Origin of the sequence: uncultured Novosphingobium sp. (assembly GCF_964277725.1) — a bacterium.
GTDB classification, from domain to species: domain Bacteria; phylum Pseudomonadota; class Alphaproteobacteria; order Sphingomonadales; family Sphingomonadaceae; genus Novosphingobium; species Novosphingobium fluoreni.
The window spans coordinates 1-22,528 of sequence record NZ_CAXYKL010000237.1; the positions used below are offsets into that span (position 1 = coordinate 1).

A 22,528-nucleotide genomic window follows, 5' to 3' on the forward strand; every position below is an offset into this window, starting at 1 on the left:
TGATCGAGACGCCCGCGTTGTTGCTGAACAGATAGGCGGCAAACACGCCCAGCCCGTTCTGCCCCGAATTGCCGAACAGCGTGCCGCGCAGAGTCTCCGCGCTCGCACCCGGCACGCGCCCATCGCCAAACTGCCCGGGCACGATCGCGCCGTACCAGTCGGGATCATGGGCCACGAGCAGCCAGCCCACGATCGTTCCCGCCACCATCACTGCAAAGGCGACCGCCAGATCGATTCCCAGCCCGCGCACCGACCGGCTCCAGCCGCCGCCCAAGAACCCGCGCAGCCAGCCGATCAACGACGTGCGCGGACCATAGACCACGAACCAGGCGCGCTGCACAAGCGTCTCCAGATAACCCAGCGTCGCCGTGTCCAGCGAGATGCTCCGCGCGATCGAGAGGCTGGAGGCGACGGTGCGATAAAGCTGCGGCAGGGCCAGCAGGTCCGCGTCCGAGATCCGGCGCAGGCGGCCCTTCTCCATGGCGGTGACGATCGCATCGAGCCGCTGCCAGTCCCCCTCCCGCTCGATGCGGAAACGATCCGAACGCAGCAATGCGGCGGTGAGCAAGTCGGAACTTGGCTCCATCAGCCTTCCCCTCTTGCCCGTATCGAGGGAATAGTCACCCGATTGCTCCCTTGCGCTTGATCGCGAAGTAGGCGTCCAGCAGCCGCGTGCCGATGCGATCGTGCGGGGCCTCGATCACATCCACTCCCAGCTGTCGCAGCCGTTGCAGCACCACGGCACGCTGGCGCAGCAGGCCGTCGGCGGAAACCGCGATCGCCAGCACGTCCAGTTCATTCGGCGCGGCGGCGGCGAGGTCTTCCAGCTCGCTGTCGGCCAAGGTCACGAACAGGACGACATGATGCGCCACCAGCCGGCCGACGCTTTCCAGCATCAGTTCCGCGCTGGTGGGGTCGGTGAAATCAGAAAACACCACCACCAGCGAGCGGCGGGTAAGCCGGGCCGAAAGCGTCGCCATCGCCAGCGTGAAGTTGGGCTCCTCCGCCCGGTAATCCAGCGCGGCGGCGGCCCGTTGCAAGCGATGGAACTGCGCCGATCCCGCCACGAACGGGCTCAGCGCCTCGGGCCGGGCGGCAAAGCCCAGCAGCGCCACCCGGTCCCCGCCCTTCAGCGCGACGTAGGCGGTGGTGAGCGCGGCGCTGATCGCACGGTCCATGCGGGCCATGCCGGCCACCGGCTCGCACATCGCCTGCCCGCAATCGAAAGCGAAGACGATCTGATTGTTGCGCTCTGTCTCCATCTCCTTGGCGTAGAGATGGCGGTGGCGGGCGGACGCCTTCCAGTCGATCCGGCGGCGGTCCATGCCGGGCTGGTACTCTGCCAGAGCCTCGAACTGCGTGCCCTCACCCCGGATGCGCCGGGCGATCAGGCCGAATTGCGCATCACGCAAAAAGGTCTGCAAGCCGGGCGAGCGCACGGCGGCGAGATTGGGCCATACCCGCACCTCGCGCCCCACGGCGACGGCGTGCTGGCGCGCGCCCAGGCCCAGCGGCCCAATCCAGCGCAGCCATGCCGTGCTGACCACGCCAGTGCCGCGCCGGACGGGCGTAAACATCGCCTCGCCCTGCGCCTGTGCCCCCTCACCCGCCAGCGCGGCCACGGCCCGGCCACCTTCGGCCAGGCGCGGATCGCAGGCCAAGGCCGCGTCGACCTGGCTGCGCCGTCCCGACTTGAACTGCGCGTGGAAGCCGAAGCGATGCCGCGCGCCCACCTCTGCGTCTTCGGGCACGGTGACGGTGAAGCTTTCCAACCCGCCCGCGATCAGCCCGTCCACGATGGCAAGCCCCAGCACCAGCAAGGCGAGGGCGAGCACCGCCAGCCAAGCCCCGGGGGCCGTGGCGGCGACCAGCACCGCCACCGGCGCCGCGCCGGCCAGGATCGCGACGGTGCGCGTGGTGGGAAGGAGCGGCGACACTTAGGCTGCCTGCTCCTGCGCAAATGCCTGGAATCCCCGTCCCCTGCTCAGTTGGTGGCGTGCCGCGGCGTCCCGAATGGACGCAACCGAACCACTCCCCCACGTCAGGGGAGGCTGCGTGGGGGCCTGGACGCGAGCGTTTACGCGCCGCCTTGGGCGACGCTCCCCGGCCCCCGGCCCATCCCCGGCGGGGAGGGGAGAAGGATCACGCAAGGCCAACCACAGCAACATTCACCGCGGCGCTTCGGTATTGGCGACCAGCGTGGCGACCAGGTCTTCCACCTGCCGCCCCTCGATCTCGGCCGAAGGGCTGAGCGCCAGACGGTGCCGCAGCACGCCTGCCGCCAGCGCCTTCACGTCATCGGGCAGCACATAGTCGCGCCCATCCAGCGCCGCCCGGCTGCGTGCCGCGCCCGCCAGCAGCACCGCCGCGCGCGGGGATGCGCCCAGCGACAAGTCGCGGCTTTGGCGAGTGGCGCGCATCAGGCGCACGACGTAATCGGCCACCGGCTCGGACAAGGTGACACCCGCCACCGCCGTGGTCGCGGCGGCGAGACGCGCGGGATCGACCACCGCGCTCACCCCCAGCTCCGCCGGATCGGGCAGGCCCCGGTTCTGGGCATAGCGGGTGACGATGGCCCGCTCCTCGTCATGACTGGGATAGGGGACCGAAAGCTTGAACAGAAAGCGGTCCAGCTGCGCTTCCGGCAGCGGATAGACGCCTTGGCTCTCGATCGGGTTCTGCGTCGCCACCACCATGAACTGCTCCGGCAAAGGGTGCCCCGTGCCGTCCAGCGTCACCTGCCGCTCCTGCATGGCTTCCAGCAGGGCGGCCTGCGTCTTGGGCGGGGTGCGGTTGATCTCGTCCGCCAGCAGCAGGTCGCGGAAGATCGGCCCGCGCGTCAGCGTGAACGTGCTGGTCTGAAAGTTGAACAAGTTGGAGCCCAGGATATCGCCCGGCATCAGGTCCGGCGTGAACTGGATGCGGCCGTAATCCAGCCCCAGGCTGGCGGCGAAGCACTGCGCCAGGAATGTCTTGGCAGTACCCGGAGGCCCTTCCAGCAGGACATGCCCGCGCGCCATCAGCGCGATCAGCAAGTGATCGACGATCGCGGCCTGGCCGACCACCGCCTTGGCGATCTCCCCCCGGATGGCGGCGGCCAGGTCCGCCACTTCGGCAAGGGTCATTGTGGTCATCGGGTAAGCGTCCTTTCGAGCGCGTGGAGATCGGCCGCCGCCTTCACCAGCTCCCGCTCGGAGCGGGCCTGGCGCAAACGGGCGGCGGCTTGGGAAAAGGCGTGCTTCGGCTCGCCCCGGGCAACGGCGGCGCGATCGATGGCCAGCGTGTCCGCCGCCTCGTCGCCCGCGCGGGACAAGCCCAGCGCGCGAATCAGGCGGGCGCGCACCGCGTCGGCATAAGGCGGGCCCAGCAGATGCAACCGGCGTGAACGCACGATCAGGCCCGCCGCGTTCGTCACCAGCGCGCGCTTGCCAAAGGCGATGGCGCGGCCCGGCAACAGCGGCGGGCCAAAGCGCAGGAACCCGCGCCAGCCGATCGCCATCGCGGCCAGCAGCAGGCACAGCGTGGCGGCCAGGAACGGCGGCGTGAAGGCGAGTGACAGGAGGTTGGGCTTGAACTCCAGCCCCGCCAGCGTCAGGTCGAACGTGATCGGCGCATCGGGCCCGGCGGCGGCGTTCACCAGCTGCACCGCCAGTTCGGCGCTGGGCCTTTGCGCCATGCCGTAGTTGCTCAGCAGATCGGCATCGAACATCACGATCAGCGGATAGGTCTGCGAGCGATAGCGCGTGGCCGCGTCCGCCGGGCGCAGCGCCTGGCGCGCCATCGCCGGGAACACGCCATCGTCCAGATAGGCTGCAAAGACCCGCCCGTCCGCTCCTTCCACCAGCGGCAGCAGCCCCGGCCCCACACCCGCCAGGGTCCTGCGCGCATCCGGGAAGGTGCCCGCCGCCATGCGCGAGCGCCAGCGCACTTGCGCGCCTTTCGCGCCCTCACTGGCGTTCAGCGTCAGCTGGTCCAGGAAGCCCGGCCAGTTGATCTCTCCGGGCCCGGCAAGCTGCACCCAGCCCTTCTTGGCGCGCAAGTCGCCACTGGGCAGGGGAAAGGCCGTCCACTTGGGCGCGATGACCAGGACCGGGCCGACCCGGCGATGCCGCTCCACCGCCTCGGTGATGTCCTTGCCCTTGGCGGTCGGTTGCGGCGTCAGCACCAGCAGCCCCGGCTGATCGAACCCTGCCTTGGAACGGGAGGTCCGCACGGCATGGCCCTGCCGCTCCAGCAGGTCCGCAACGGCGGCATAGCCGTTCAGCCCCCGCCCCTCGCCATGCGCGCCGCCGTTGTTGGCGCTGCCCTGGGCCAGGCCGTTGCCGATCATCCATAGCAGGGCGACGAAGGCCAGCGATCCGAACACCACCAGCGCCAGCGCGGTGCGCGCGGTGAAGGGATTGCCACCCACCGGCGTCGGGCCCGGCTCGCTCATGCGCGCAGCTCGGCCAGCGCGAAGTCGGCATAGGCGGCGCGGGCCACCTGCCAGTCCCCCGCGTCCAGATCGCGCAAGGCAAACAGGCAGCGCTCCACCACGCCCGCGATCACCGCGAAGGCGGAGCGCGCGGGCGGCGGCAATTGCGGCAGGCCGGCGATCTCACGCGCGGTGCTGGCAGGGATCACGCTGTTGGGGCGGGCGGCGCGAATCTGGCCGACACTACGCAGCAGCAGCAAATGCGCCGCTTCGCCATAGCGGCCTTGCGCGGCCAGCCTGTCCGCATCCTCCAGCAACGCCAGCGCTTCTTCCCGGCTGGGCGTCCACGCCTCGGCCTCAGGCTTGCGCCGCCAGCCCAGCAGCGGCACCAGCAAGCGCCACAGCAGGAACAGCACCAGCACCACGGCCAGCGCGATCATAACCTTTTCCAGAATCGGCCAGGCCGCGATCAGATAGCGGGCGAGCGGGCCGAACACCTTTTCGACCATCTCCTGCAGCCACTCGATCCAGGCCGGCGTCTTGGGGACGGGCATCGGCGGCAGCGGCGCGAACTGGATGTCGGCGGTGGCGCGCACCGCTTCCCAATCACGCGCGACGTCGGCAGCGGTCGGCGAATTCGCGATTGGGGCCCCGGATGCGCTCACGGCCCAGGTGGTGGCATGGCGGGCGAGCGGGCGCAACCGCCAAGGGCAGCGACTGCGCGCGTGAAAGCGTCAGCCTCGCGCGCGCGCCTGGGGGTAAGTGCCCAGCCGCCGCACATACTTGCAGTGGAACGCCAGCTCCTCCATCGCCCGATCGATCCGCGGATCGCCGGGTGCGCCCTCGATATCGGCGTAGAAGGTGGTCATCGCAAAGCTGGCGCCCACCTGATAGCTTTCCAGCTTGGTCATGTTGACGGCATTGGTGGCGAATCCGCCCAGCGCCTTGTAGAGCGCGGCGGCCCGGTTGTGGACCTCGAAGATGAACGTCGTCATCGCCGGGCCGCCCGCCAGCGCCGCGGGCGCCAGCGGTTCGCGCGCCAGGATGACGAAACGGGTCATGTTGTCTGCCGCGTCCTCCACGTTGTTCGCCAGGATATCCAGCCCGTAAAGCTCGGCCGCCAGCGCCGGGGCGATCGCCGCCACGCCGGTATCGCCGCGCTCTTTCACATAGGCCGCGGCGCCCGCCGTATCGGCGTAGGACAGCGGCACCATGTTGTGTTCGCGCAGGAAATGGCGCGATTGGCCCAGCGCCTGCGGGTGGCTGTAGGCCCCGGTGAACGGCCCCTGCCCCAGCGCCATCAGCGCGTGGTGGATCTCCATGAAATGTTCGCCCACGATCGACAGGCCGCTTTCGGGCAGCAGGAAGTGGATGTCGGCGACGCGCCCGTGCTGCGAATTCTCGATCGGGATGATCGCGCGATCGGCGCGGCCGTCCTTCAAGGCGTCCAGCGCATCTTCGAAGGCAAAGCAGGGCAGCGGCTGGCAGCCGGGATCGTACTCCAGCGCGGCGCGGTGGCTGTTGCAGCCCGGTGCGCCTTGCAGCGCCACGGCCCGTGCGGGATCGGCGGCGGCGGCTTCTGCCATCTGTGCCACTAGGGCGCGAGCGGGTTGCGGATAGGATTCCATAACCGGGCGGCGCTTAAGCCCGGTGCGGCGATACCGCAATGGCCAGACCGCACAAGTAAGCCGCAATGGCTCTTGCACTCGCCCCTTGCCGACACTAGAGCGCAGGGCAAATCGACAGACAAGATAGACACCCGGGGCCTGTTCTAAATGGAAGATCGCTTCAATACCATCGCCGGCTGGACGCTGTTCTCCGGAGTCGTGGCTCTGGGCCTCAGCAGCATCAGTTCGCACTATTTCAGCGCGAACAAGCCGCATCATCCTGAAAAGCAAGGCTACGCCATCGAAGGCGTGGAGGCCGAGGGCGGCGGGGCGGCCGAAGTGCCGATCGCCACGCTGCTCGCCACCGCCGATCCGGCCAAGGGTGAGGCGGTGTTCGCCAAGTGCACGTCGTGCCATACCATCAACGCGGGCGGCGCGAACGGCATCGGTCCCAACCTGCACGGCGTGTTGGGTGAGGCGATCGGCCAGGGCGCGGGCGGCTTCGCCTTCTCCGACGCGCTCAAGAGCAAGGGCGGCAACTGGACGTTCGATCTGCTGAACGAATGGCTCAAGAGCCCCAAGGCTTTCGCGCCGGGCACCAAGATGACCTTCGCCGGCCTGTCCAAGGCGGAAGACCGCGCCAACATCATCGCATATCTGAACACGCAGGGCTCCAACCTGCCGCTCCCCGCCGCTCCGGCTCCGGGCGCGGACGTGGCGCCTGCCGGCAAGGGTGCCGAGCCTGCCCCCTCGGGCCCGCAAGCCGCCGCCGGCGCGCTGGCCGCCCCCGCCCCGAAGGAAGAAGGCGGCGATAAGGCCGGTGGCGCAGAAGGTGGTTCGAAGAACCCGTAAGACCTGCGCTCAGGACCCGATTTCTAAGGCCCCGCCCGTCCCCATCCGGATCGGCGGGGCTTTTCGTGTGCGGCGATGCGGGGGCGGAAAAAGTGGCACGCAAGCGCCATCGTCCGCAGGCCAGCGCGGCGATATGGCCCGAAGCAGACGGCAGGCGTGCGGCCGGCACTGGCCTGGCGCGACAGGCTTGGCTCGGCATTCCATCGTGCGACCGGCGAGTGGGGGAACGCGAAAGCAGGACCACACGCTCGGCTTTGAAGTGCAAGACGGCCGGCGGGAAAAGCTCGCAAAAGCCCGCCGGCCCCATTTCCGGCGCTAGTGCCGGCGGGTTATAGTCTTGCATCGCGGTGCAGGCGCCCGTCTTGAGCGCCGGCCGCAAGGCGCGGGACGTTTAGAACGAGGCCTTCGTCCACCCGCACCCGCCATGTCGGATTTCTTCGATGGCTGCGGCGTATAACCTATATGGTTCACATTGTCAAGGCGGGTCAGTCCGGCCACAAACCGCCCCCTTCCCCTCGACCTTACCTTTCGATTGAAGGCGCGACTGCGGTCGGACAATTACATCCTGTTCGTGTCTAGCGAAGTCGAGACACGATAGCGCGAAGCCCAGCTGTCTCGACTTCGCCCGACACGAACGGGGATGGGTACTGTCAGATCAGCGCCATCAAACCACACGTCCCACCAGCGCGCGAAGGCATCCGCCGCGCTTATGGCTGCCCCTTGAACCCCTTGGCGATCACATACCACTCGGACGAATCCTTGCGGCTGGCCGGGGGCTTGGCGTGCTTCACGCTGGTGAAGTGGCGTTTCAGCAGCGCCAGCAGCGCGGTATCGGTGCCGCCCGCCAGCACTTTGGCCACGAACGTCCCACCTGGCGCCAGCGTGGTGATGGCGAAATCCGCTGCGGTTTCCACCAGGCCCATGGTGCGCAAGTGGTCGGTCTGCTTGTGGCCCACAGTGTTGGCCGCCATGTCCGACAAGATGAGGTCGGGTGCGCCTTCCAGCGCCTCTTCCAGAGCGGCCGGTGCGGCATCGCTCATGAAATCCATCTCGAAGATGGTGACGCCCTCGATCGGTTCGGTCGGCAGGAGATCGATGCCGACGACGCGTGCCTTCGGGCTGCGCAGGCGCACCACCTGGCTCCAGCCACCCGGCGCGATGCCCAGGTCAACGGCGCGCTCCACCCCTTTGAGCAGTGCGAATTTCTCGTCCAATTCCAGCAGCTTGTAGGCCGCGCGGCTGCGGTAGCCGTCCGCCTTGGCCTTTTTCACGTAAGGATCGTTCAGCTGCCGCGTCAGCCAGCGGGCCGAGCTGGTCGTGCGCTTCTTGGCGGTCTTCAACCGCTCGCCCGGATCGCGTCCTGATCGGCTCATAGACGATTCTCCGTGGCGGGGCGGCCCGCGTTTTGTGCCGAGCCATGGCCCGAGATCAGGCTGCGCAGGATACCTTCGCGAATGCCGCGATCGGCCACGCCCAGCCGACTGGCCGGCCACAGGTCCAGAATCGCCTCCAGGATCGCGCAACCGGCGACCACCAGGTCCGCCCGCTCGCGCCCGATGCAAGGCAGTTCGCGCCGCTCCTCGATCGCCATGGTCGACAATCGTTCGCTGATCGCGCGCATCGCCTGTGAGGGCACGATCAGGCCGTCCACGGCGCTGCGATCGTATTGCGGCAATTCCAGATGCAGGCTGGCCAGCGTCGTCACCGTGCCGCTGGTGCCCAGCAGGCGCAGCGGCCCACCTTCCGAGGCCGACTCGCGCGCAGGCTGCGTGCGCCGGGCGAACGCGGCGAAGCTTTCGGCGACCAGGCCGTGCATGTGGCGATAGCGCTCCACCCGCGCCTCACGCGTGGTGCCTTCATCGCCGCAGCTTTCGCTGAGCGATACGACGCCCCAGGGCACGCTCTGCCAATCCAGGATGCGCGGCACCGTGTCCGTGCTTTCGATCAGCACCAGTTCGGTGGAGCCGCCGCCGATGTCGAAGATCATGGCCGGGCCCAGCCCCTGCTCCAGCAGCACGTGGCAGCCCAGCACCGCCAGCCGCGCCTCTTCGCGCGCGCTGATGATGTCGAGCGCGATGCCCGTCTCCTCCCGCACGCGCTCGATAAAGGCGCTGCCGTTTTCGGCGCGGCGGCAGGCTTCGGTGGCCACCGACCGCGCCAGGAAGACATTGCGGCGCATCAGTTTTTCGGCACAGACCCGCAACGCGCCAAGCGTGCGGTCCATCGCCTCGTCCGACAAGCGGCCGGTCTGCGCCAGTCCTTCGCCCAGCCGCACCACGCGGCTGAACGCGTCGATCACGGTGAAGTGCTCACCCGATGGGCGCGCGATCAGCAGGCGGCAGTTGTTCGTGCCCAGATCGATCGCGGCGTAGGACTGGCGGTACAGCGGCGGGCGACTGAACGTGGGCGCACCCTCGCCGCGCGAAGTGAACGCGGGTTTGGCGAGCGGAGCGGGGCCGCCTGGCGCTGAAAAGGACCCGGTCGCCACGGCCGGACTCGCAGCCGGGCCTGTTGCCGGACGCTTAGCCAGACCCTCGGCGGTTTGGGCCGATGGCGCATGCGCGGGGCGCGGCCCCGTGTCGTTCTCGCGCGGCGTGACGCTTGTCGGATGCGCCCTGCCGCCCGCGCCGCGGGCATCGGGCGAATCGGCTGCGGCCGGGCGAACCTTGCCCTTGCGCGCATGACGCCGCCTGGCGCGACGCCCCGACATTTCGACCTTCGCTGCCGGCGGAAGTGATTCCGCCATGGAAACATAAACTTTCAAAAAACCATTCCGCCCAGCGGGGCGAATACCTGAACCGGATGCTAACGCGCCCGCGCCTGCTCGGCAAGGGCGCAGCACGGCGGTATGACGGCATCACGAAGATGAGGCCGCAGGAAGGCTCGTCCGGCGCACAAATGGCCGCAAAACAAGCTTGACCCACCCAATTCACCCGCTAGAGAGGCCGCCTCGTTGCCCGATCCTCTAACGGTAAGAGAGCGGACTCTGACTCCGTCAATCAAGGTTCGAATCCTTGTCGGGCATCCACTTCCATCATGTTTTCAGTGCCTTATCAGGTACTTGCGACTTACCTTTGGCTAGGTTTTCGGAACGTCTAGCCAAAACCTTGACCATCGCAGCGTCTGCGTGCGTCGCTCTCATCGAGTCGCCGGCATAGCGAAGATACTCGCGTTCGGTCTTGTGGCCCGTGATTGCCATGCCCTCTTCGTTGGAGCATCCGGCCTCCCGGCACCGCCTAGCGGCGGACTTGCGCAAGCCATGTGGTGAGCAATGCGGGATGCTCGCGGCAATGCACGCCTTCTTGAGCATGTTGTAGAAACCCTTGGGAGTGAACGGCTCGCCGTCCCTTGTCTCAAGCAGCGTCCTGGCACCAAGCGGCCCGGCGTCGAGCGCTTCCCGGAGAGGCGCGACGATTGGCACATCGACGAACGCGCTGGTCTTGCTTTGCGCGAGACGAATGCGACCGTCTGCGATCATCGAATGAGTCATCAGCCGAACGTCGCCGCTCCGCTGCGCTGCGTAGAGCAGCAGGGAGTATGCCAGGCGCGGCTTGGTTCCGAGGGCGTAAGTCGCCTCGAACAGCGCCAGTTCCTCCTCGCTCCAGCGGTGATACCCTTCGCTCTCTGCCTTTGGTGGCTTCGTGTCCCCAACAGGGTTGAAGCTATAGGGCACCAGGCGAGCGCGCCGTGCCACGATAAACAGCTGGGTCAGCAGTTTGCGCAGCCGAGCTGCAGCGTGCGGCTTGTCGCGCATGCTTGTCATCAGGCGGGCGATCCTGTCCGCATCGAAACGGCGCAGGGATACATCGCCGAACTGCTTCCCGAAGCGGTCTAAGACGCCCCGGTAGACCGTCTGCGTCGACGCGCGGAGATCGAGGTAGGCGTTGTCCGCATAATACCTGGCGATCGCGTCAGATACGCTGCCAGGCTCGATGCGGCCCGCTCCTATCGTGATCGGCTCGCGCTCTAAGCAGGCGGCGTACTCCCGTTCGAACGCCTTCGTGCCGATCGCCGCCTTGAAGTAGTACGTATCATATCCCGTGCGGCGAAAGCGCCAATAGGTCTTCCCCTTGATCGTAGTGACGGAAACCCACTTGAAAGACTTGGCCTTCATGAGCGGCCGAACTCTTCGATGCGGCGATCCAAGTCGTCTTCCTCGGTCGGCAGCGTTGCGGCTGTAGCAGGTGCCAGCGTGAAGGTGAACGAACCAAGCGGATCAACGCATCCCTTGAAGGTCACGCCCTCGTCGCGGACAACGCGCGCCATGCGGCGCAGCTCGTCCATTCTGATGAGGGCGCGCCTGGTCATCAGGCCACCTTCGGCGCAGGCGTAGCGCGCGGGTTCCAGCCTTCGAGCTGGCGCACTTCGTTGGCATCGAGCACACCGGTGTCGATCGCGATCTTGTGCGCGTTCCAGCGGGTTTGCGGGTCACCGCGCAGGAAGCCAGACAGGTCCAATTCCATCTCGTACCCGCCGCTGGACGGGAAGACGTTGCGGGCGAACTCCGCCTCGATCTTGCGCGCCCAGGGCGCGAGGGTGAACATGGCGAACCAACGGCCCGCCGTCTCGCTATTGGTGAAGGTGTTGTGCGAGTAGTCCTGCACCAGGGGTGGCGGCACCTGGAACAGCCGGCAAATCTCCTCGACGCCGAACTTGCGCGACTCCAGCAGCTCGGCGTCTTCGGGCGATATCTGCGCCTGTACCCAGTCCATGCCCAGATCGAGGATACCGACGCGACCGGCGTTCGCCGCTCCTGAATATCGCTGGTTCACCTGGTGCCGCAGCATCTCAACTTGTTGCGATGTGAGGCTCTGTGCCGACTTGATGAAGCCACTTGGCTGCGCGCTGTTCTCGACAAACTTGCGGGCGAACATGTTGACGGCTTGCACCGTGCTCATCGTGTCGGCTGCGCGAGCAAGGCGCGAGATGCCGATACCGTTGCCGTCTGTCCGGTCGCGAAGGTGGAGCACCTCGCCCTGAAGCAAGCGGCGCGGCCGGCCGGCACCTTCGTTTATATCGTAGCCCATGCGGCCGCTGGCCAGCTGGAGCACGCTGACCATCGTCCATGGAATGTATCGGAACCCGACAAGTCCGCCGTTGGCATTGCGCAGGATCTCCGCGAGGCCGTTGCCTGTGAGCAACGCGGATGCCACCAGATGCTCGATGAAGTCGGGCCACGTCATGGCCTCGCTGACACCCTGGCGGGTGATGCGATACAACGGATGGCCGACCGCCTCGATGCGGCTTTCGTCCTGGCGACGGTAGACCAGCGCTGGGATGCTCGCGAGGCTTGTGGCGATCACCGTCGAGCAGGCCAGGACGGCAGACAGGTTTTCAGCTGCGCGGGCAGACAATCCGCCCTGGTAGCCGCTCCCTTGAGCGACGGCGCTCCATGACGGGTCGGCGCGATCGTCGCGGCGTTCGTAGCCGGCAAGTTGAGCCATGCGGTCGAGCAGCTTCATGCGCGTAGCTCCGCAAGCGTGATCTCGCGTAGCAGCTCGACACGCGCGGAACGGGCTTGCTGGCGGCTGCGCAGGGCAAGCGTGGTGTCGGGATAGGCTGGCCAGGCCGAGACGACGCTGATCTCTTTCAGATCAACCTTAAGCAGGGTGCGGTTGTCGCCGTCCCACTCTTCGCCGCCCTTCGGGACCATGAAGCCAAAGCTCATGCCGCCAAGGTCGCCGCGTTCCGCCAATGCAAGCACGTCGCGACCGGCCTGAGTGTCCGGCAGGTCGAGCGAGAACGTGAGGCCCTTCGCGTCCTCGGCAAGTCGCAAGCTGCCGCTGCGCGTACGGCCTAACACCTTGCTGGCATCGTGATCGAGTAGCGCAAGCACGTCACCGGCAAGCGCCGGCCCGAACGCGCCAGGCTTGATCGTTTCCACGATTGAGCCCAGCGCGGCCTTGCTTCCAAACGTCGCGGCATAGCCCTCAAGCCGCCGCCCAGCGGTCCGAACCTCGCTAAAGGTGCGCCGCTCAAGGGATGCCGCAGCGCTCACCGGATCATCGCCACAAGGTTGGTCGCCGTTGTGCCGGAAACGCGAACATGCGTGGCGCGGACCATCAGCTCGGTTCCCTGCATGCAGTTCTTGAAAAGGCGATCGCTACTGTCGCCTTCCAACCGGCAGGTAACGTCGCCGGTCACGCCGATGTAGATGCTGTCGGCAACTTGCGGCAGCGGGTTGGTGGCGTGCGGCGTGATCGCAGCGGACTTGCGCACTCCGAAGCGTGCGGCGGAAGTGTAGGGGTTGGACATGGATTAGTCCTCCGTTCCAAGGATGCCAGTCGCCTTCACGAAGGAGGCAGGGCGGCGCACGCCGAAGTCCACGGTCGCCATGGAGCGGACCAGGACGTTGCCCTTTTCGTAAGCAGACTGCGCAAAGGGGTTCACCAGCACATCGATCTGGCTCCAGATGCCGATGAGGAAATCGGACCAGTCGCCATAGACCAGGCCGTGCTCGTTCGTGCCCGCCCCGAGATTACTCGGGGCCTGGTTGGTGAACTGCGCTGGCTCGCCGTGGAACGTGTCAGCGATGGGGATCGGCTTGCCGGTCGCATCCCGCAACAACGACGCGCGGCCCTTGACTGCGTTGGTCGAGAGGAAGCCGCGATTGCTGGAGACGTTCGCAAGGTCGGCCTTCGCGATCATCGCTGCGGTGGTCGAGAACAGATCGTCCGCGTAGGGGACGCTGGCAACCGCAGGGTCGTTGAGGACGCCACGTGGCACCGCCCCCGTTCCGCTTCCGTTGAGCCCCGCGCGATCGATCTCCAGTGCGATGTTCCGCGCCTGCATGTTGCGGATAAGCTGCTCGATCGCTGGGCTGGACTGCTGGAGCATCTGCCGGCTGATCTCGGTGATGACGCCCACGTGATGCGGTGAAAGGGTGAGGCTGTCGAACGCGGCATCGTCGTAGGGCAACGCCACGTTTTCAGCGACCCAGCCAACTTGCGGGCTATCTGTCTCGCGCGGGATCGTCACGTCGCCCGTCAGGCCCGCCAGGGTGGTCGCGCCGAGCGTCGTCAGCACGGCCGATGCTGTCAGGGCCGAAGTAAACAGGTCTGGGCGGAATGTGATCGGAGTGATGCTTTCGCTCGAAGTGGTGAGCTGGGCGCGCTTTTCGAAGATTTCGGTCGGCACGTAGAAGCCTTCGGCCGGCTTGCCGGCGCGCTTCGTTAACTCCGCTTGCAGCTCCAGCTCGTGACCGGCATCGACATTCAGGCCCGCTGCATGCGCGAGCATCTTGGTAAGCGAGAAGCTACGCAGCTCCTGGCTCAAGTGTTCGTCGGTGCGACCGGTGATAACGGTGCCAGCTTCGCGGCGCTCGGCTTCTTCCAACATCTCGGCACGCGCGATCTTTGGCTTGAGCGCGTCATATTCGGAGCGCAGCTCCATCACGCGATCATCGGTGATGTCATCTTTCCCCAGCTCAGCCGTGATTGCGGTCCGGCGCTCTAGGAGGTCTTTCAGCTTCGGCATGATGCCGTCCTTTCATGTAGACCGGAGGCCGAAGCCTCCGGCCTTGTGAGTGCCGACTGTCTCGCGACGTTGGCAAAAAATTGGCGACGTAGCCCGATTGAACGCTGTCGAAACCCAGCGCACTGCTGTCCCGCCCCGCGCATCGGGCTTTCCGCTATCGGCCGCGTCGCCTCGGCCTCACAAGTAGGGGCGGGTAAGAACATCATTCTGCCACCAGCAGCGGCGGCATATGGCCGGCGAGTACCTGGCCTATCTCGATCAGGTCATTTTTCGTCAGCATGGGCGTTTCGTGGAAGCCGGTGCGATACCGGCGCCATGAGGCTCGCAGCTCGGGCGTCATCTCATAATCGTTCGCCGCTACTGCGCCGAACTCGGGATGAACGAAGCGAAAGGTCTCTTGGCGGGCAAACACCGCCTCCGCGTCCTCATCCGCATCGCCCTCCCACTGGCCGATAAAGATGTCGGCGAAGCACGTGTCGCGATGGATCCACAAGGAGAACTCGAAGCGGTCGAGTAGCGGGTTGAACTCGCCCGGAGTTGTCGGTTGACCGCAATATCCGAGCAGTATCGCGAAAGCGTCTTCGAAGGTCTGCGCTGCCTTGCCCCCGATTGAAACGGGCGTACCGTCGAGCGGACGAAAGCGGCCGAACAGCTTCACGCCCTCGGCCGCTTCGTGGTGCTTCACTCGGAGCATCATGGCGATCAGCAGCCGCGCTGCCTCCAGCGGAGTCGCGTCAGGCGCATTTACGCCACGCGGACCCGACCGGATCAATCCATCAGCATCCATGCGCAAGGCTTTCGCAATCTGAGCAACGCGAGACGGCTCGAAATTGAACCGCTCTGCGAAGTCATCAGTGATCTGTGAAATACGTGGCATCAGCTCTATCGTCTCAAATCTACAATAGCCGTCTATCATCGGATTGTGACGATAGCAAGCGGGTTTACGCCAGCTCACCTGGTTCAGCGATCCCGGTCATCGCCAGCATTGAGAGGCGTTCCAAATCCCAAAGGATCATCTGGAAGACGTTGCCGGCGGGGGCAGGCAAGTTGTACCCCTCCGGATCGGGGCGAGCGCGCAGCTTCGCAGCGATCGCGGCAGCGGATGAAACCGGCGCGAGGAGCATCAAATCCTCGGCTTCGGTCACCTTCTCCGACCAGGCGTCCCATGCCTCTTCGCTATTGTCGTCGTCGGCCTCCCACGCTGCGTTGAGCCGCTCGAACTCTGCATGCAGCTGCCAAAACCGGGCATTGCTTCGGGCGCGCTGGTGTTTCGCACGCGTCACGGTGGGGTGTGGGGCTGGTGTGTTGGCCGGCATCGACAGCGCTGCCGGCGCGAGTGCCACTGCGCTCACAGCCAGTCCGGCGCGGGTAGCGCCAGCGAATATCTGACGCCTGGACAGGTCGGGTGAATATCCAGTTGGCGCGAGCGAGCGCCCACCGGTAAAGGCGGCTTCAGCCATGATCGATCTCCTACGGATCGGTTGCGGTTAGAGCCGGGCGGGAGTTGGCGCTTCCGTTCGGCTCGCTTTTCAGATATCCCTTATGCATGCCAAGCGCAATAGCCGATATCCGAAAACCGGGTCGCCCAGTCGTTGGCTCCAAGGGCGTGCTTGTAAAACTTCCGCCCGCACAGCTTAAGCTGCTGGATACATGGATTGACGATCAGCCTGTAACTCTCACCCGTCCTGAAGCAATAAGGCGGCTAATCGCAGCAGCCTTGAGCTAATCTGTGCCAATTTATTGGGATCAGTTTGACTGGCCAAGCTTTGCCACGCTCGCGACGGGTGTACTGGCCGTTGGTGCTGCTTTGATGGTTGGATTAAAGCAGGCATCTATTGCTCATAACCAGTCAGTTATAATTGCAAGACAAGTAGCGATTGCTGAAGCTGATTTAAGGTTTCAACTATTTGATCGGCGGTTAGCTTGCTTTCATGCATTACGCACTTTCGTTGTACGGATCGCATTTGAGCGCGAAATTGTTAATGAGGAGGAATTTAAAGCACATGTCGACGTCGTAGGAGAGGCTGAATTCCTCTTCTCGCCATCCCTTTGGAAAGACATTGATGCTCTGTCACTGCTAATGTTTGACGCTAACGAATTAAATAGAACGTCTGAGTTGGACGATGACGAAACCGAATCTAAGTCTCTTAATTTTGGCTTGAACCAATCTGAAATAAGGGAGCTTGCGGCGTCAAGAATTCGGTCTCTTCGAGTTGCGATACACAAGGAAACTAGTCCTTCCGCTCTCCTTGATTGCTAGAGCCAAACAATTCCACTGCCTCGGTAAGTCTTCTCGCCCTCATCTCGACTCGCCAAGCCGATCGCCATAATCGTCGCCACCACTGGGTCGATCTTGTCGATCGATCGGTTCTTGCTCGGCTTGCGAGCGCCGGCAGGGTCCATCTCGTAGACCAAGTTGCCCGCAGCCCAGCGTAGCACCGGCTGCATGCCATGGAGCAGCTTGCCCTCCAACATCGCGATCTCGAAGGCATCCACGGCCGGTCCCTGGTCGCGGTAGCCTTGTCCCCAATCGACCAGCGGCAGGTCGATCCCTTCTGCGTTCAGGATGGCGCGCAGATCGGCCATGCCCCACCGATCGAATGCAATGCCGCGCAGCTCGTAACGCTCGCGCGTCTCGGCCAGGCGCGCTGCAATGAACCGCTTGTCGATCGCGCGCCCTGGTGTTGCCTCGATGTGCCCCTGCTTCGCCCAGGTGCGATACGGCACGCGATCGGTTTCCTCCCGATCGGCCATGTTCTCCTTCGGGCACCAGGTGTGCAGAACCAGCGCGCCGCCATCCTCCGGGAAGTAGAGCGCCAGGGCGGAAAGATCTCGCGTGCTGGACAGGTCCAGGCCGGCGTAGCAGGGCCGGCCGGCGAGCGCGGCCGGATCGAACGTGCCACCGCATAGCTCCCACTCGGCCGGGTTGATGGCCTTCGGCTCGGCATCGACGCGCTGGTTCAGGTAGAGGTTGCGGAACGCCGGCTCGAATGTCGGCATGCGCTGCGCTCGACGCGCCTCTTGCGCCATCTCGCTTTCCGATCGGAACCGGCCCAATGCCGGGTTCGCCAGCCTCCAGTTCGCCGGCTCCCATGGGTCCAGATCCTCGGGGACCGCGTAAACCGTACCGTGGAAACTATCGTCCTCGATCTCACCAGACTCGATGCGGCCGGCGTAGTCCACCAGCTCGCTCATGATGTTCTCCGCGCGTGGCGACTGCGTGCCGATCACCAGCAAGAGCGGCTGCGCCCGCTTGCCCAGCGAGGTCCGCAGCACGTCGAACAGCTCGCGCGACTTCCACTGCGCCAGCTCGTCGCAGACGACGAAGCTGGACGCGAGGCCGTGCACCGACTTTCCGTCGCTCGCCAGCGCCTTGTAAAGCGAGCCGGTGGCAGGATCGTGTATTTCCTTGTTGAAGCTTTTCACGTTCAGCCTGGCGGCCATCCAGGGCGTTGCAAGGATCGTCGCCTCCATCTCCGCGAAGATCAGCGCCGACTGTTCCTTGGTCGCCGCGGCGGAATAGCACTCGCCCCGCGGTTCCGCCTCCGGGCCCACCAGATGGCAGAGCGCAAGGCCGGCGCAGAGCACCGTCTTGCCGTTGCCGCGAGCCACTGACAGCAGGCCGGTGCGAACCTCGCGCAAGCCGTCTTCCCCGTCACCGTAGATCGCCAGGATCCAGTCGCGCTGGAAAGGCTCGAGCTGGACCTTGCTGCCAGCGCCGAAGCCCTTCGTCACCGGTAAATCCTCGATGAAGGCGATCACCCTCTCGGCGCGCGTCAGGCCAGAGGCTTCCCAGGGGTGTGGTGCAGGGCCGACCGGTTGCGGGTTGAACATGTCGGGCATGGCGAGGCGAGCAGAGGCTCCCGCCTCGATCATCCGTGCTGCACCTGGTCCGCGCTTACCCATTCGGCCGCTCCAAAATAACTAACTTCCGTTCTAATTCAGTATCTTGGCCGATCTCAAACCCAACTAACTCTGTAACCAGGTTCGGAAGCGGTCCAGGTGCGTCAGCCCTGAGAGATTTTCCGCTCGATCGGATTGGCTGACCAGGGGTGAGATGGGTCGAGCGGCGTGCCGTCCGGCGAGCATCCGCGTCTCGGCTTGCCTGTCTTCACCGCGCCAGCCTCCACGCCGCGTGCTGTCTTGGCGCTGTGGCAGGGGCGGCATAGGCTTGCGAGGGCATCGAGGGCCGGGAAAGGATCGCCGCCATCCGAGATGGGCTTGCGGTGGTCAACGTGGCTGGCTGTTACCAGCAAGCCTAGTCGGTCGCATCCCTCGCATAGAGGCTCTCCCGCCAGCTTGAGCGCACGTAGCTTTCGCCAGGCCGTGGTGTTGTATGGCCACTTAGCCACGTGCCACCTGCCTCGCGACAAGCCGCAGCTCTCGCTCCAGTTCGCTGCGCTCTTCAAAGAACGCTTCCGGGTTTTGCCAGTTGGGCCGTAGCCGGCCAACGCGGTTGGACAATCGCTGCAATCGTTCGGCTGTGCCTGTCTGCTGGATGCTCATCAGGTCCAATCCAGTTCATCAGGATGGATAGAGGGCGGGCCCTCCCCATGGGGGCCGCCCAATATATCCGTAGGATATAGAGAGTGTTCGGGGTCACGGATTTCTGCGCGTTCGGGTGCGTTCGGGGAGAGTGTTCGGGGAGAGTGTTCGGGGAAGTTCGGGGTGACCTCTTCCACGACCGTAAGGTCTCTCCCCTTGGCCTTGTTGCGCTGGGTGGCTGACCGGATAGCGCCGATCGAATAGAGCCGCTCCATGGCCAGCTTGAACTCGTCCTTCGTCGTGCCTTTCGCTTGTGGCATCTTGGCGAATTCGGTGGGCGCGTAATTCGGCCCGATGTTGGGCCCCACCGGCCTGCCCTGCTCAACGCGGATACGCAGGCACTTCAGGAAGGCATCGTTCTTGGCTGTCGCGGCGCTGATCTTGCGGATCTCGCTGGCTGCTGAAGGCGGCAGCTCATCGTTGCGGAGCAAGGCTCCTTCGTGCCAGCGGACCTCGATAGCCGAGCCCTTCCGTGCGTAGTTGGCCTTCGGAAGAGAAAGCTGCCGAGCGTCCGGGTCGCTGTGCGCTTCGTCTTTTGGCGCATCGAAGTAGAGCCGCGCGCGAAAGGCGTTCTCCCATGCCGTGGAGCCCGAATATGCGTCGCCTTGCTTGTTCGGGTGGCCGATTAGCAGGACCGTCCCGTTGATCGCGAGCGCCAGGCTATTCAGGTGGTTGGCGAACGCGGTGACCTGCGTGCGATCGATCTCGCTGCCGCCGAACACGTGCGACACGTTGTCCACGATCACCAGGCGCGAGAGTGTCGTCCTGGCCGTGTTCCTCAGCTTCGCCCACGCCGGGGTTTCCAGCAATCCATGATCGCGATCGAAGGCGATCATCTCGTTATCCGATCGCCCAAATAACGAGACCAGGAACAGCTTCATCTGCAGCTCGGACTCTGAGACGCCAAGCGTGTGGCAGATGGCGCGCTGGCGGCGCTGCAACTCATCAGCATCATCCTCGGCCGTCAGATAGATCGCCGGCGCTTGCGTCGTCGCAAGTCCGAGGAAGGGCACGCCAAGCGCTGTGCACGTGGCGAGTTGCTGCCCCAGCAACGACTTGCCCGCGCCGCCGGCGCCTGTCAGGTACGCGGCACGGCGACGTGGCAACCAGCCATCGAGCATCCATTCGCGCGGTGGCGGCTCCGCGCCAGCCCATGCACCTGGATCGATAAGATCGAAGGTGTCGCCTGCGTCAAACGGGATCACGTTGGAGCCGTCTGAAAATGGGTTACGAGTGCTCATCTGCGAGCCTCGCAAGTCTAGCCAAAGCGGCCTGGCAGGCCGCAGAAAAGCTGGGGCAAAAAAAGGACGATAGCCAGGCTAAGGTGCTGATAAGGAGGAATTTAACCAATCCTTGTCGGGCATCCACTTCCCCTGAAACGATAGTTCACCCCAGCAACAGCCTCGCGCCCAGCGCGGCGGCCAGGGCGGGGATCATCGTGGCCGCGCCCACTTTCAGGAAGCGCCAGAAGGTCACGTCCTCGCCTTCGCGGCGGATCGCCTGCAGCCACAGGATCGTCGCCAGAGAGCCGGTGATCGAAAGGTTGGGGCCAAGGTCCACGCCGATCAGCAGCGCATCGACGATCAGGCGCGGCGGGTGCGCCTGCGCGACGGCGGTGCTGGCAATCAGGCCGGCGGGCAAGTTGTTGATCAGGTTGGAGGCAAAAGCCAGCACCGTGCCGGAGACCAGCGCGCCGTGGGCCGGATCGGTCGCGAGGTCTTTCAGCGCGGCGACGATCTGGCGGGTCACGCCCGCATGGTCCAGCGCGGCGACCAGCACGAACAGCCCGGCCACCAGCGGCAGCACGCTCCACGCAACATCGCGCACGACGCCCAGCGGCGAGCTGCGCGTCAGCAGGCATACCGCTAGCGAGCAGGCCACGCCCGCGATGCAGGTCGGCAGGCCCAGTTCCACGTCCATTGCCGACGCGACCAGCAAGACGGTGGCGGTGAGCACGATGCCGCCCAGCGCGATTCTGCCGCCGCGCGACAAGGCGGTGCGCTCCACGTCCGAGTGGCAGGTACCGCCGATCCGCTCGCGCTCCACCCAGCGCAGCGCCAGGAACGTCACCAGGATCGAGGCCGCGGAAGGCAGCGCGAACGAGGCGAACCATTGCCCCAGCGGCGGCATCGTACCGCCATAGAGCACCAGGTTGGCGGGGTTTGAGATCGGCAGCACGAAACTGGCGGCGTTGGCGATCAACGCGCAGGCGAACAGCAGCGGCAGCGGATCGACGCGGGCCCGGCGTGCGGTGGCATAGACGGCGGGCGTCAGCACCACGGCGGTGGCGTCGTTCGAAAGGAACGTGGTGGTGACGATTCCCGTCAGATAGACCAACACGAACAGGCGGCTGGCGGACCCTTTCGCATGCCGCGCAGCCGTGGCGGCGACCCAGTCGAACAAGCCCTGCTGACGCGCAGTTTCGCTCAGCAGCATCATGCCGATCAGGAATAGATAGACGTCCGTGCCCTTGCCCACGGCGACGAGGGCTTCGGACCACGGTAGCAGGCCCACCAGCAGCAGCACGACCGCGCCCAGCACCGCCCAGATCGCCTCGGGCCAGCGGAACGGGCGGCCGATCACCCCCGCGATCGCGGCGGCGCAGATGCCCAGAGTGGCGGCGTTGGCCGGGATCATCACGATGCGCCTCCCGCGCGCGGCAGTTCGACCGTGGCGGCCAGGCCGCCGCCGGGGGCTTCGTCCAGCAGCAGCCGGCCGCCGTTCAGTTCGGCAAGATCGCGCACGATCGCAAGGCCGAAGCCGTCGCCATCGCCGCGCTCGTCCAGGCGGACACCGGGCGCGGTGGCGCGCAGGCGATCGGCCACGGGGATGCCGGGCCCGTCGTCGCTGACGGTGATGCGCACCGTGCCGTCCTGGGCCGTGGTGGCGATCGCGACCCGGCTGGCGGCGTGGCGCGCGGCGTTGTCCAGCAGGTTGCCCAGCAGCTCTTCCAGGTCGGAGCGTTCGATCGCCACGGCGACGTTTGTTTGCGCGGTATCGTCGAACGCCAGCTCGCGGTCCGCGTGGAGCTGCGCCACGGTGCCCAGCAAGTCCGCAATCGTTTCGGCAAGCGACGTGGCGGCGCGGCGTTCCGTCACCGCGTTGCGCGCGCGGGCGAGATGGTGGCGGATGGTGCCGTAGAGCCGATCGACCAGCGCGGCGCGCGGTGGATCATCGCGCAATTCCAGCGCCAGCGCCGCGACCGGCGTCTTGAGCGCATGGGCGAGGTTGGCAGCAGAGGCGCGCGCGGTGGCCAGGGTTCGGGCATTGTCCTGCAGCAAGGCGTTCAGCTCGGTGGCGAGCGGGCGCAGTTCTTCGGGCTGGTCTTCCTCCACCGTCTGCGCGCGGCCGTCCCGCACGGCGGCGACATCGGCGCGCAGGCGGCGCAAGGGACGCAGGCCCAGCCGCAGCTGCACCAAAGCCGCGCCGCCCAGCACCGCGCCCAGGATCGCCAGGATCGCCAGCAGCGGCAGCAGTGCGCCGCGCACCGGCTTTTGCACCATGGCCCAGGGCGCGGCGGCGGTGAGCGTCACCGTACCGGCGGTGCTGGGAAGCGAGACGCTGCGCATGTGAACCCGGCGTCCATCCGCGTCATGCCCCTCGCCCGGCTGCGGAGCATGAGCGCGCGGGCCTT

General features: G+C 65.9%; 23 protein-coding genes, 1 tRNA gene and 1 pseudogene. 3 read left to right on the forward strand and 22 right to left on the reverse strand.

Translation table 11 applies throughout. The features are described 5' to 3' along the window. The 6 genes and pseudogenes from ACHWRX_RS13260 to ACHWRX_RS13285 all read right to left on the reverse strand — a co-directional run. Positions 1–586 (reverse strand): annotated as a pseudogene (locus ACHWRX_RS13260) (stage II sporulation protein M); the annotation flags it as partial. Positions 587–620: 34 nt separating this feature from the next. Then, positions 621–1,937: a DUF58 domain-containing protein gene (locus ACHWRX_RS13265; RefSeq protein WP_394659545.1), complete on the reverse strand. Its 1,317-nt coding sequence runs from the start codon at positions 1,935–1,937 to the stop codon at positions 621–623. Between the two features lie 231 nt (positions 1,938–2,168). After that, a complete protein-coding gene (locus ACHWRX_RS13270; protein ID WP_394659564.1) occupies positions 2,169–3,125 on the reverse strand; it encodes an AAA family ATPase in 957 nt (318 codons plus the stop codon). A gap of 5 nt (positions 3,126–3,130) precedes the next feature. After that, entirely contained in the window at positions 3,131–4,435 is a 1,305-nt protein-coding gene (locus ACHWRX_RS13275; protein WP_394659546.1) for a DUF4350 domain-containing protein, read from the reverse strand. Further along, complete coding sequence (locus tag ACHWRX_RS13280; RefSeq protein ID WP_058737831.1) at positions 4,432–5,079, reverse strand: hypothetical protein; 648 nt, start codon at positions 5,077–5,079, stop codon at positions 4,432–4,434. Before ACHWRX_RS13280 ends, ACHWRX_RS13275 begins: the two co-directional genes overlap by 4 nt. A 69-nt stretch (positions 5,080–5,148) precedes the next feature. Continuing rightward, a complete protein-coding gene (locus ACHWRX_RS13285; RefSeq protein WP_394659547.1) occupies positions 5,149–6,042 on the reverse strand; it encodes a prephenate dehydratase in 894 nt (297 codons plus the stop codon). A gap of 147 nt (positions 6,043–6,189) precedes the next feature. On the opposite strand from ACHWRX_RS13285, the gene ACHWRX_RS13290 reads away from it, so the two are divergent. Continuing rightward, positions 6,190–6,873 carry a c-type cytochrome gene (locus tag ACHWRX_RS13290; RefSeq protein WP_394659548.1) on the forward strand — a complete coding sequence of 228 codons (684 nt, stop codon included), beginning with the start codon at positions 6,190–6,192 and terminating at the stop codon, positions 6,871–6,873. 707 nt (positions 6,874–7,580) lie between these two features. Here the strand turns inward: ACHWRX_RS13290 and ACHWRX_RS13295 are convergent. Continuing rightward, on the reverse strand, positions 7,581–8,246 hold the full coding sequence (locus ACHWRX_RS13295; RefSeq protein ID WP_058737821.1) for an RlmE family RNA methyltransferase: 666 nt from the start codon (positions 8,244–8,246) through the stop codon (positions 7,581–7,583). Further along, entirely contained in the window at positions 8,243–9,619 is a 1,377-nt protein-coding gene (locus ACHWRX_RS13300) for a Ppx/GppA family phosphatase (protein ID WP_394659549.1), read from the reverse strand. The genes ACHWRX_RS13295 and ACHWRX_RS13300 overlap by 4 nt, the downstream gene beginning before the upstream one ends. 208 nt (positions 9,620–9,827) lie before the next feature. Between ACHWRX_RS13300 and ACHWRX_RS13305 the strand changes: the two genes are divergently transcribed. Further along, positions 9,828–9,901: transfer RNA gene (locus ACHWRX_RS13305), tRNA-Gln, on the forward strand. A 6-nt stretch (positions 9,902–9,907) separates the two neighbouring features. Here ACHWRX_RS13305 and ACHWRX_RS13310 read toward each other — a convergent pair. The 8 genes from ACHWRX_RS13310 to ACHWRX_RS13345 form a co-directional block, all read right to left on the reverse strand. Continuing rightward, positions 9,908–10,987, reverse strand: a complete 1,080-nt coding sequence (locus ACHWRX_RS13310) for a tyrosine-type recombinase/integrase (protein ID WP_394659550.1) — start codon at positions 10,985–10,987, stop codon at positions 9,908–9,910. After that, positions 10,984–11,181, reverse strand: a complete 198-nt coding sequence (locus ACHWRX_RS13315) for a hypothetical protein (protein WP_394659551.1) — start codon at positions 11,179–11,181, stop codon at positions 10,984–10,986. Before ACHWRX_RS13315 ends, ACHWRX_RS13310 begins: the two co-directional genes overlap by 4 nt. Next, positions 11,181–12,335 (reverse strand): phage portal protein, encoded by a 1,155-nt coding sequence (locus tag ACHWRX_RS13320; RefSeq protein WP_394659552.1) that lies wholly within the window; start codon positions 12,333–12,335, stop codon positions 11,181–11,183. The genes ACHWRX_RS13315 and ACHWRX_RS13320 overlap by 1 nt, the downstream gene beginning before the upstream one ends. After that, complete coding sequence (locus ACHWRX_RS13325; RefSeq protein ID WP_394659553.1) at positions 12,332–12,871, reverse strand: HK97 family phage prohead protease; 540 nt, start codon at positions 12,869–12,871, stop codon at positions 12,332–12,334. The genes ACHWRX_RS13320 and ACHWRX_RS13325 overlap by 4 nt, the downstream gene beginning before the upstream one ends. After that, the gene (locus tag ACHWRX_RS13330) at positions 12,868–13,128 is read right to left on the reverse strand and encodes a hypothetical protein (RefSeq protein ID WP_394659554.1); all 261 of its coding nucleotides are present in this window, start codon (positions 13,126–13,128) and stop codon (positions 12,868–12,870) included. Before ACHWRX_RS13330 ends, ACHWRX_RS13325 begins: the two co-directional genes overlap by 4 nt. A gap of 3 nt (positions 13,129–13,131) precedes the next feature. After that, positions 13,132–14,349, reverse strand: a complete 1,218-nt coding sequence (locus ACHWRX_RS13335; RefSeq protein ID WP_394659555.1) for a phage major capsid protein — start codon at positions 14,347–14,349, stop codon at positions 13,132–13,134. Positions 14,350–14,551: 202 nt separating this feature from the next. Beyond that, positions 14,552–15,226, reverse strand: a complete 675-nt coding sequence (locus ACHWRX_RS13340; protein ID WP_394659556.1) for a hypothetical protein — start codon at positions 15,224–15,226, stop codon at positions 14,552–14,554. Between the two features lie 64 nt (positions 15,227–15,290). After that, positions 15,291–15,809 carry a hypothetical protein gene (locus tag ACHWRX_RS13345; protein ID WP_394659557.1) on the reverse strand — a complete coding sequence of 173 codons (519 nt, stop codon included), beginning with the start codon at positions 15,807–15,809 and terminating at the stop codon, positions 15,291–15,293. 269 nt (positions 15,810–16,078) lie between these two features. Between ACHWRX_RS13345 and ACHWRX_RS13350 the strand changes: the two genes are divergently transcribed. Then, on the forward strand, positions 16,079–16,609 hold the full coding sequence (locus ACHWRX_RS13350) for a hypothetical protein (protein WP_394659558.1): 531 nt from the start codon (positions 16,079–16,081) through the stop codon (positions 16,607–16,609). Here ACHWRX_RS13350 and ACHWRX_RS13355 read toward each other — a convergent pair. The 6 genes from ACHWRX_RS13355 to ACHWRX_RS13380 all read right to left on the reverse strand — a co-directional run. After that, complete coding sequence (locus tag ACHWRX_RS13355) at positions 16,606–18,255, reverse strand: terminase large subunit (RefSeq protein WP_394659559.1); 1,650 nt, start codon at positions 18,253–18,255, stop codon at positions 16,606–16,608. The two genes, ACHWRX_RS13350 and ACHWRX_RS13355, sit on opposite strands and share 4 nt — an antisense overlap. Positions 18,256–18,356: 101 nt before the next feature. Next, positions 18,357–18,701 (reverse strand): HNH endonuclease signature motif containing protein, encoded by a 345-nt coding sequence (locus ACHWRX_RS13360; protein WP_394659560.1) that lies wholly within the window; start codon positions 18,699–18,701, stop codon positions 18,357–18,359. Then, positions 18,694–18,855, reverse strand: coding sequence for a hypothetical protein (locus ACHWRX_RS13365; RefSeq protein ID WP_394659561.1), 162 nt, complete (start codon positions 18,853–18,855; stop codon positions 18,694–18,696). The genes ACHWRX_RS13360 and ACHWRX_RS13365 overlap by 8 nt, the downstream gene beginning before the upstream one ends. Further along, entirely contained in the window at positions 18,855–20,135 is a 1,281-nt protein-coding gene (locus ACHWRX_RS13370; protein ID WP_394659562.1) for an AAA family ATPase, read from the reverse strand. Before ACHWRX_RS13370 ends, ACHWRX_RS13365 begins: the two co-directional genes overlap by 1 nt. A gap of 145 nt (positions 20,136–20,280) precedes the next feature. Then, entirely contained in the window at positions 20,281–21,531 is a 1,251-nt protein-coding gene (locus ACHWRX_RS13375) for an arsenic transporter (protein ID WP_394659565.1), read from the reverse strand. After that, positions 21,531–22,528 (reverse strand): sensor histidine kinase (locus tag ACHWRX_RS13380; RefSeq protein ID WP_394659563.1); only part of this gene is annotated, 998 nt, incomplete at its 5' end. The genes ACHWRX_RS13380 and ACHWRX_RS13375, both read right to left, overlap by 1 nt.

Coding starts and splice junctions, on each gene's coding strand:
- ACHWRX_RS13270 (WP_394659564.1), bottom strand. CDS start 3,125: ATGACCCTTGCCGAAGTGGCGGACCTGGCCGCCGCCATCCGGGGGGAG.
- ACHWRX_RS13275 (WP_394659546.1), bottom strand. CDS start 4,435: ATGAGCGAGCCGGGCCCGACGCCGGTGGGTGGCAATCCCTTCACCGCG.
- ACHWRX_RS13285 (WP_394659547.1), bottom strand. CDS start 6,042: ATGGAATCCTATCCGCAACCCGCTCGCGCCCTAGTGGCACAGATGGCA.
- ACHWRX_RS13290 (WP_394659548.1), top strand. CDS start 6,190: ATGGAAGATCGCTTCAATACCATCGCCGGCTGGACGCTGTTCTCCGGA.
- ACHWRX_RS13295 (WP_058737821.1), bottom strand. CDS start 8,246: ATGAGCCGATCAGGACGCGATCCGGGCGAGCGGTTGAAGACCGCCAAG.
- ACHWRX_RS13300 (WP_394659549.1), bottom strand. CDS start 9,619: ATGGCGGAATCACTTCCGCCGGCAGCGAAGGTCGAAATGTCGGGGCGT.
- ACHWRX_RS13310 (WP_394659550.1), bottom strand. CDS start 10,987: ATGAAGGCCAAGTCTTTCAAGTGGGTTTCCGTCACTACGATCAAGGGG.
- ACHWRX_RS13315 (WP_394659551.1), bottom strand. CDS start 11,181: ATGACCAGGCGCGCCCTCATCAGAATGGACGAGCTGCGCCGCATGGCG.
- ACHWRX_RS13320 (WP_394659552.1), bottom strand. CDS start 12,335: ATGAAGCTGCTCGACCGCATGGCTCAACTTGCCGGCTACGAACGCCGC.
- ACHWRX_RS13330 (WP_394659554.1), bottom strand. CDS start 13,128: ATGTCCAACCCCTACACTTCCGCCGCACGCTTCGGAGTGCGCAAGTCC.
- ACHWRX_RS13335 (WP_394659555.1), bottom strand. CDS start 14,349: ATGCCGAAGCTGAAAGACCTCCTAGAGCGCCGGACCGCAATCACGGCT.
- ACHWRX_RS13340 (WP_394659556.1), bottom strand. CDS start 15,226: ATGCCACGTATTTCACAGATCACTGATGACTTCGCAGAGCGGTTCAAT.
- ACHWRX_RS13345 (WP_394659557.1), bottom strand. CDS start 15,809: ATGGCTGAAGCCGCCTTTACCGGTGGGCGCTCGCTCGCGCCAACTGGA.
- ACHWRX_RS13355 (WP_394659559.1), bottom strand. CDS start 18,255: ATGGGTAAGCGCGGACCAGGTGCAGCACGGATGATCGAGGCGGGAGCC.
- ACHWRX_RS13365 (WP_394659561.1), bottom strand. CDS start 18,855: ATGAGCATCCAGCAGACAGGCACAGCCGAACGATTGCAGCGATTGTCC.
- ACHWRX_RS13370 (WP_394659562.1), bottom strand. CDS start 20,135: ATGAGCACTCGTAACCCATTTTCAGACGGCTCCAACGTGATCCCGTTT.
- ACHWRX_RS13375 (WP_394659565.1), bottom strand. CDS start 21,531: ATGATCCCGGCCAACGCCGCCACTCTGGGCATCTGCGCCGCCGCGATC.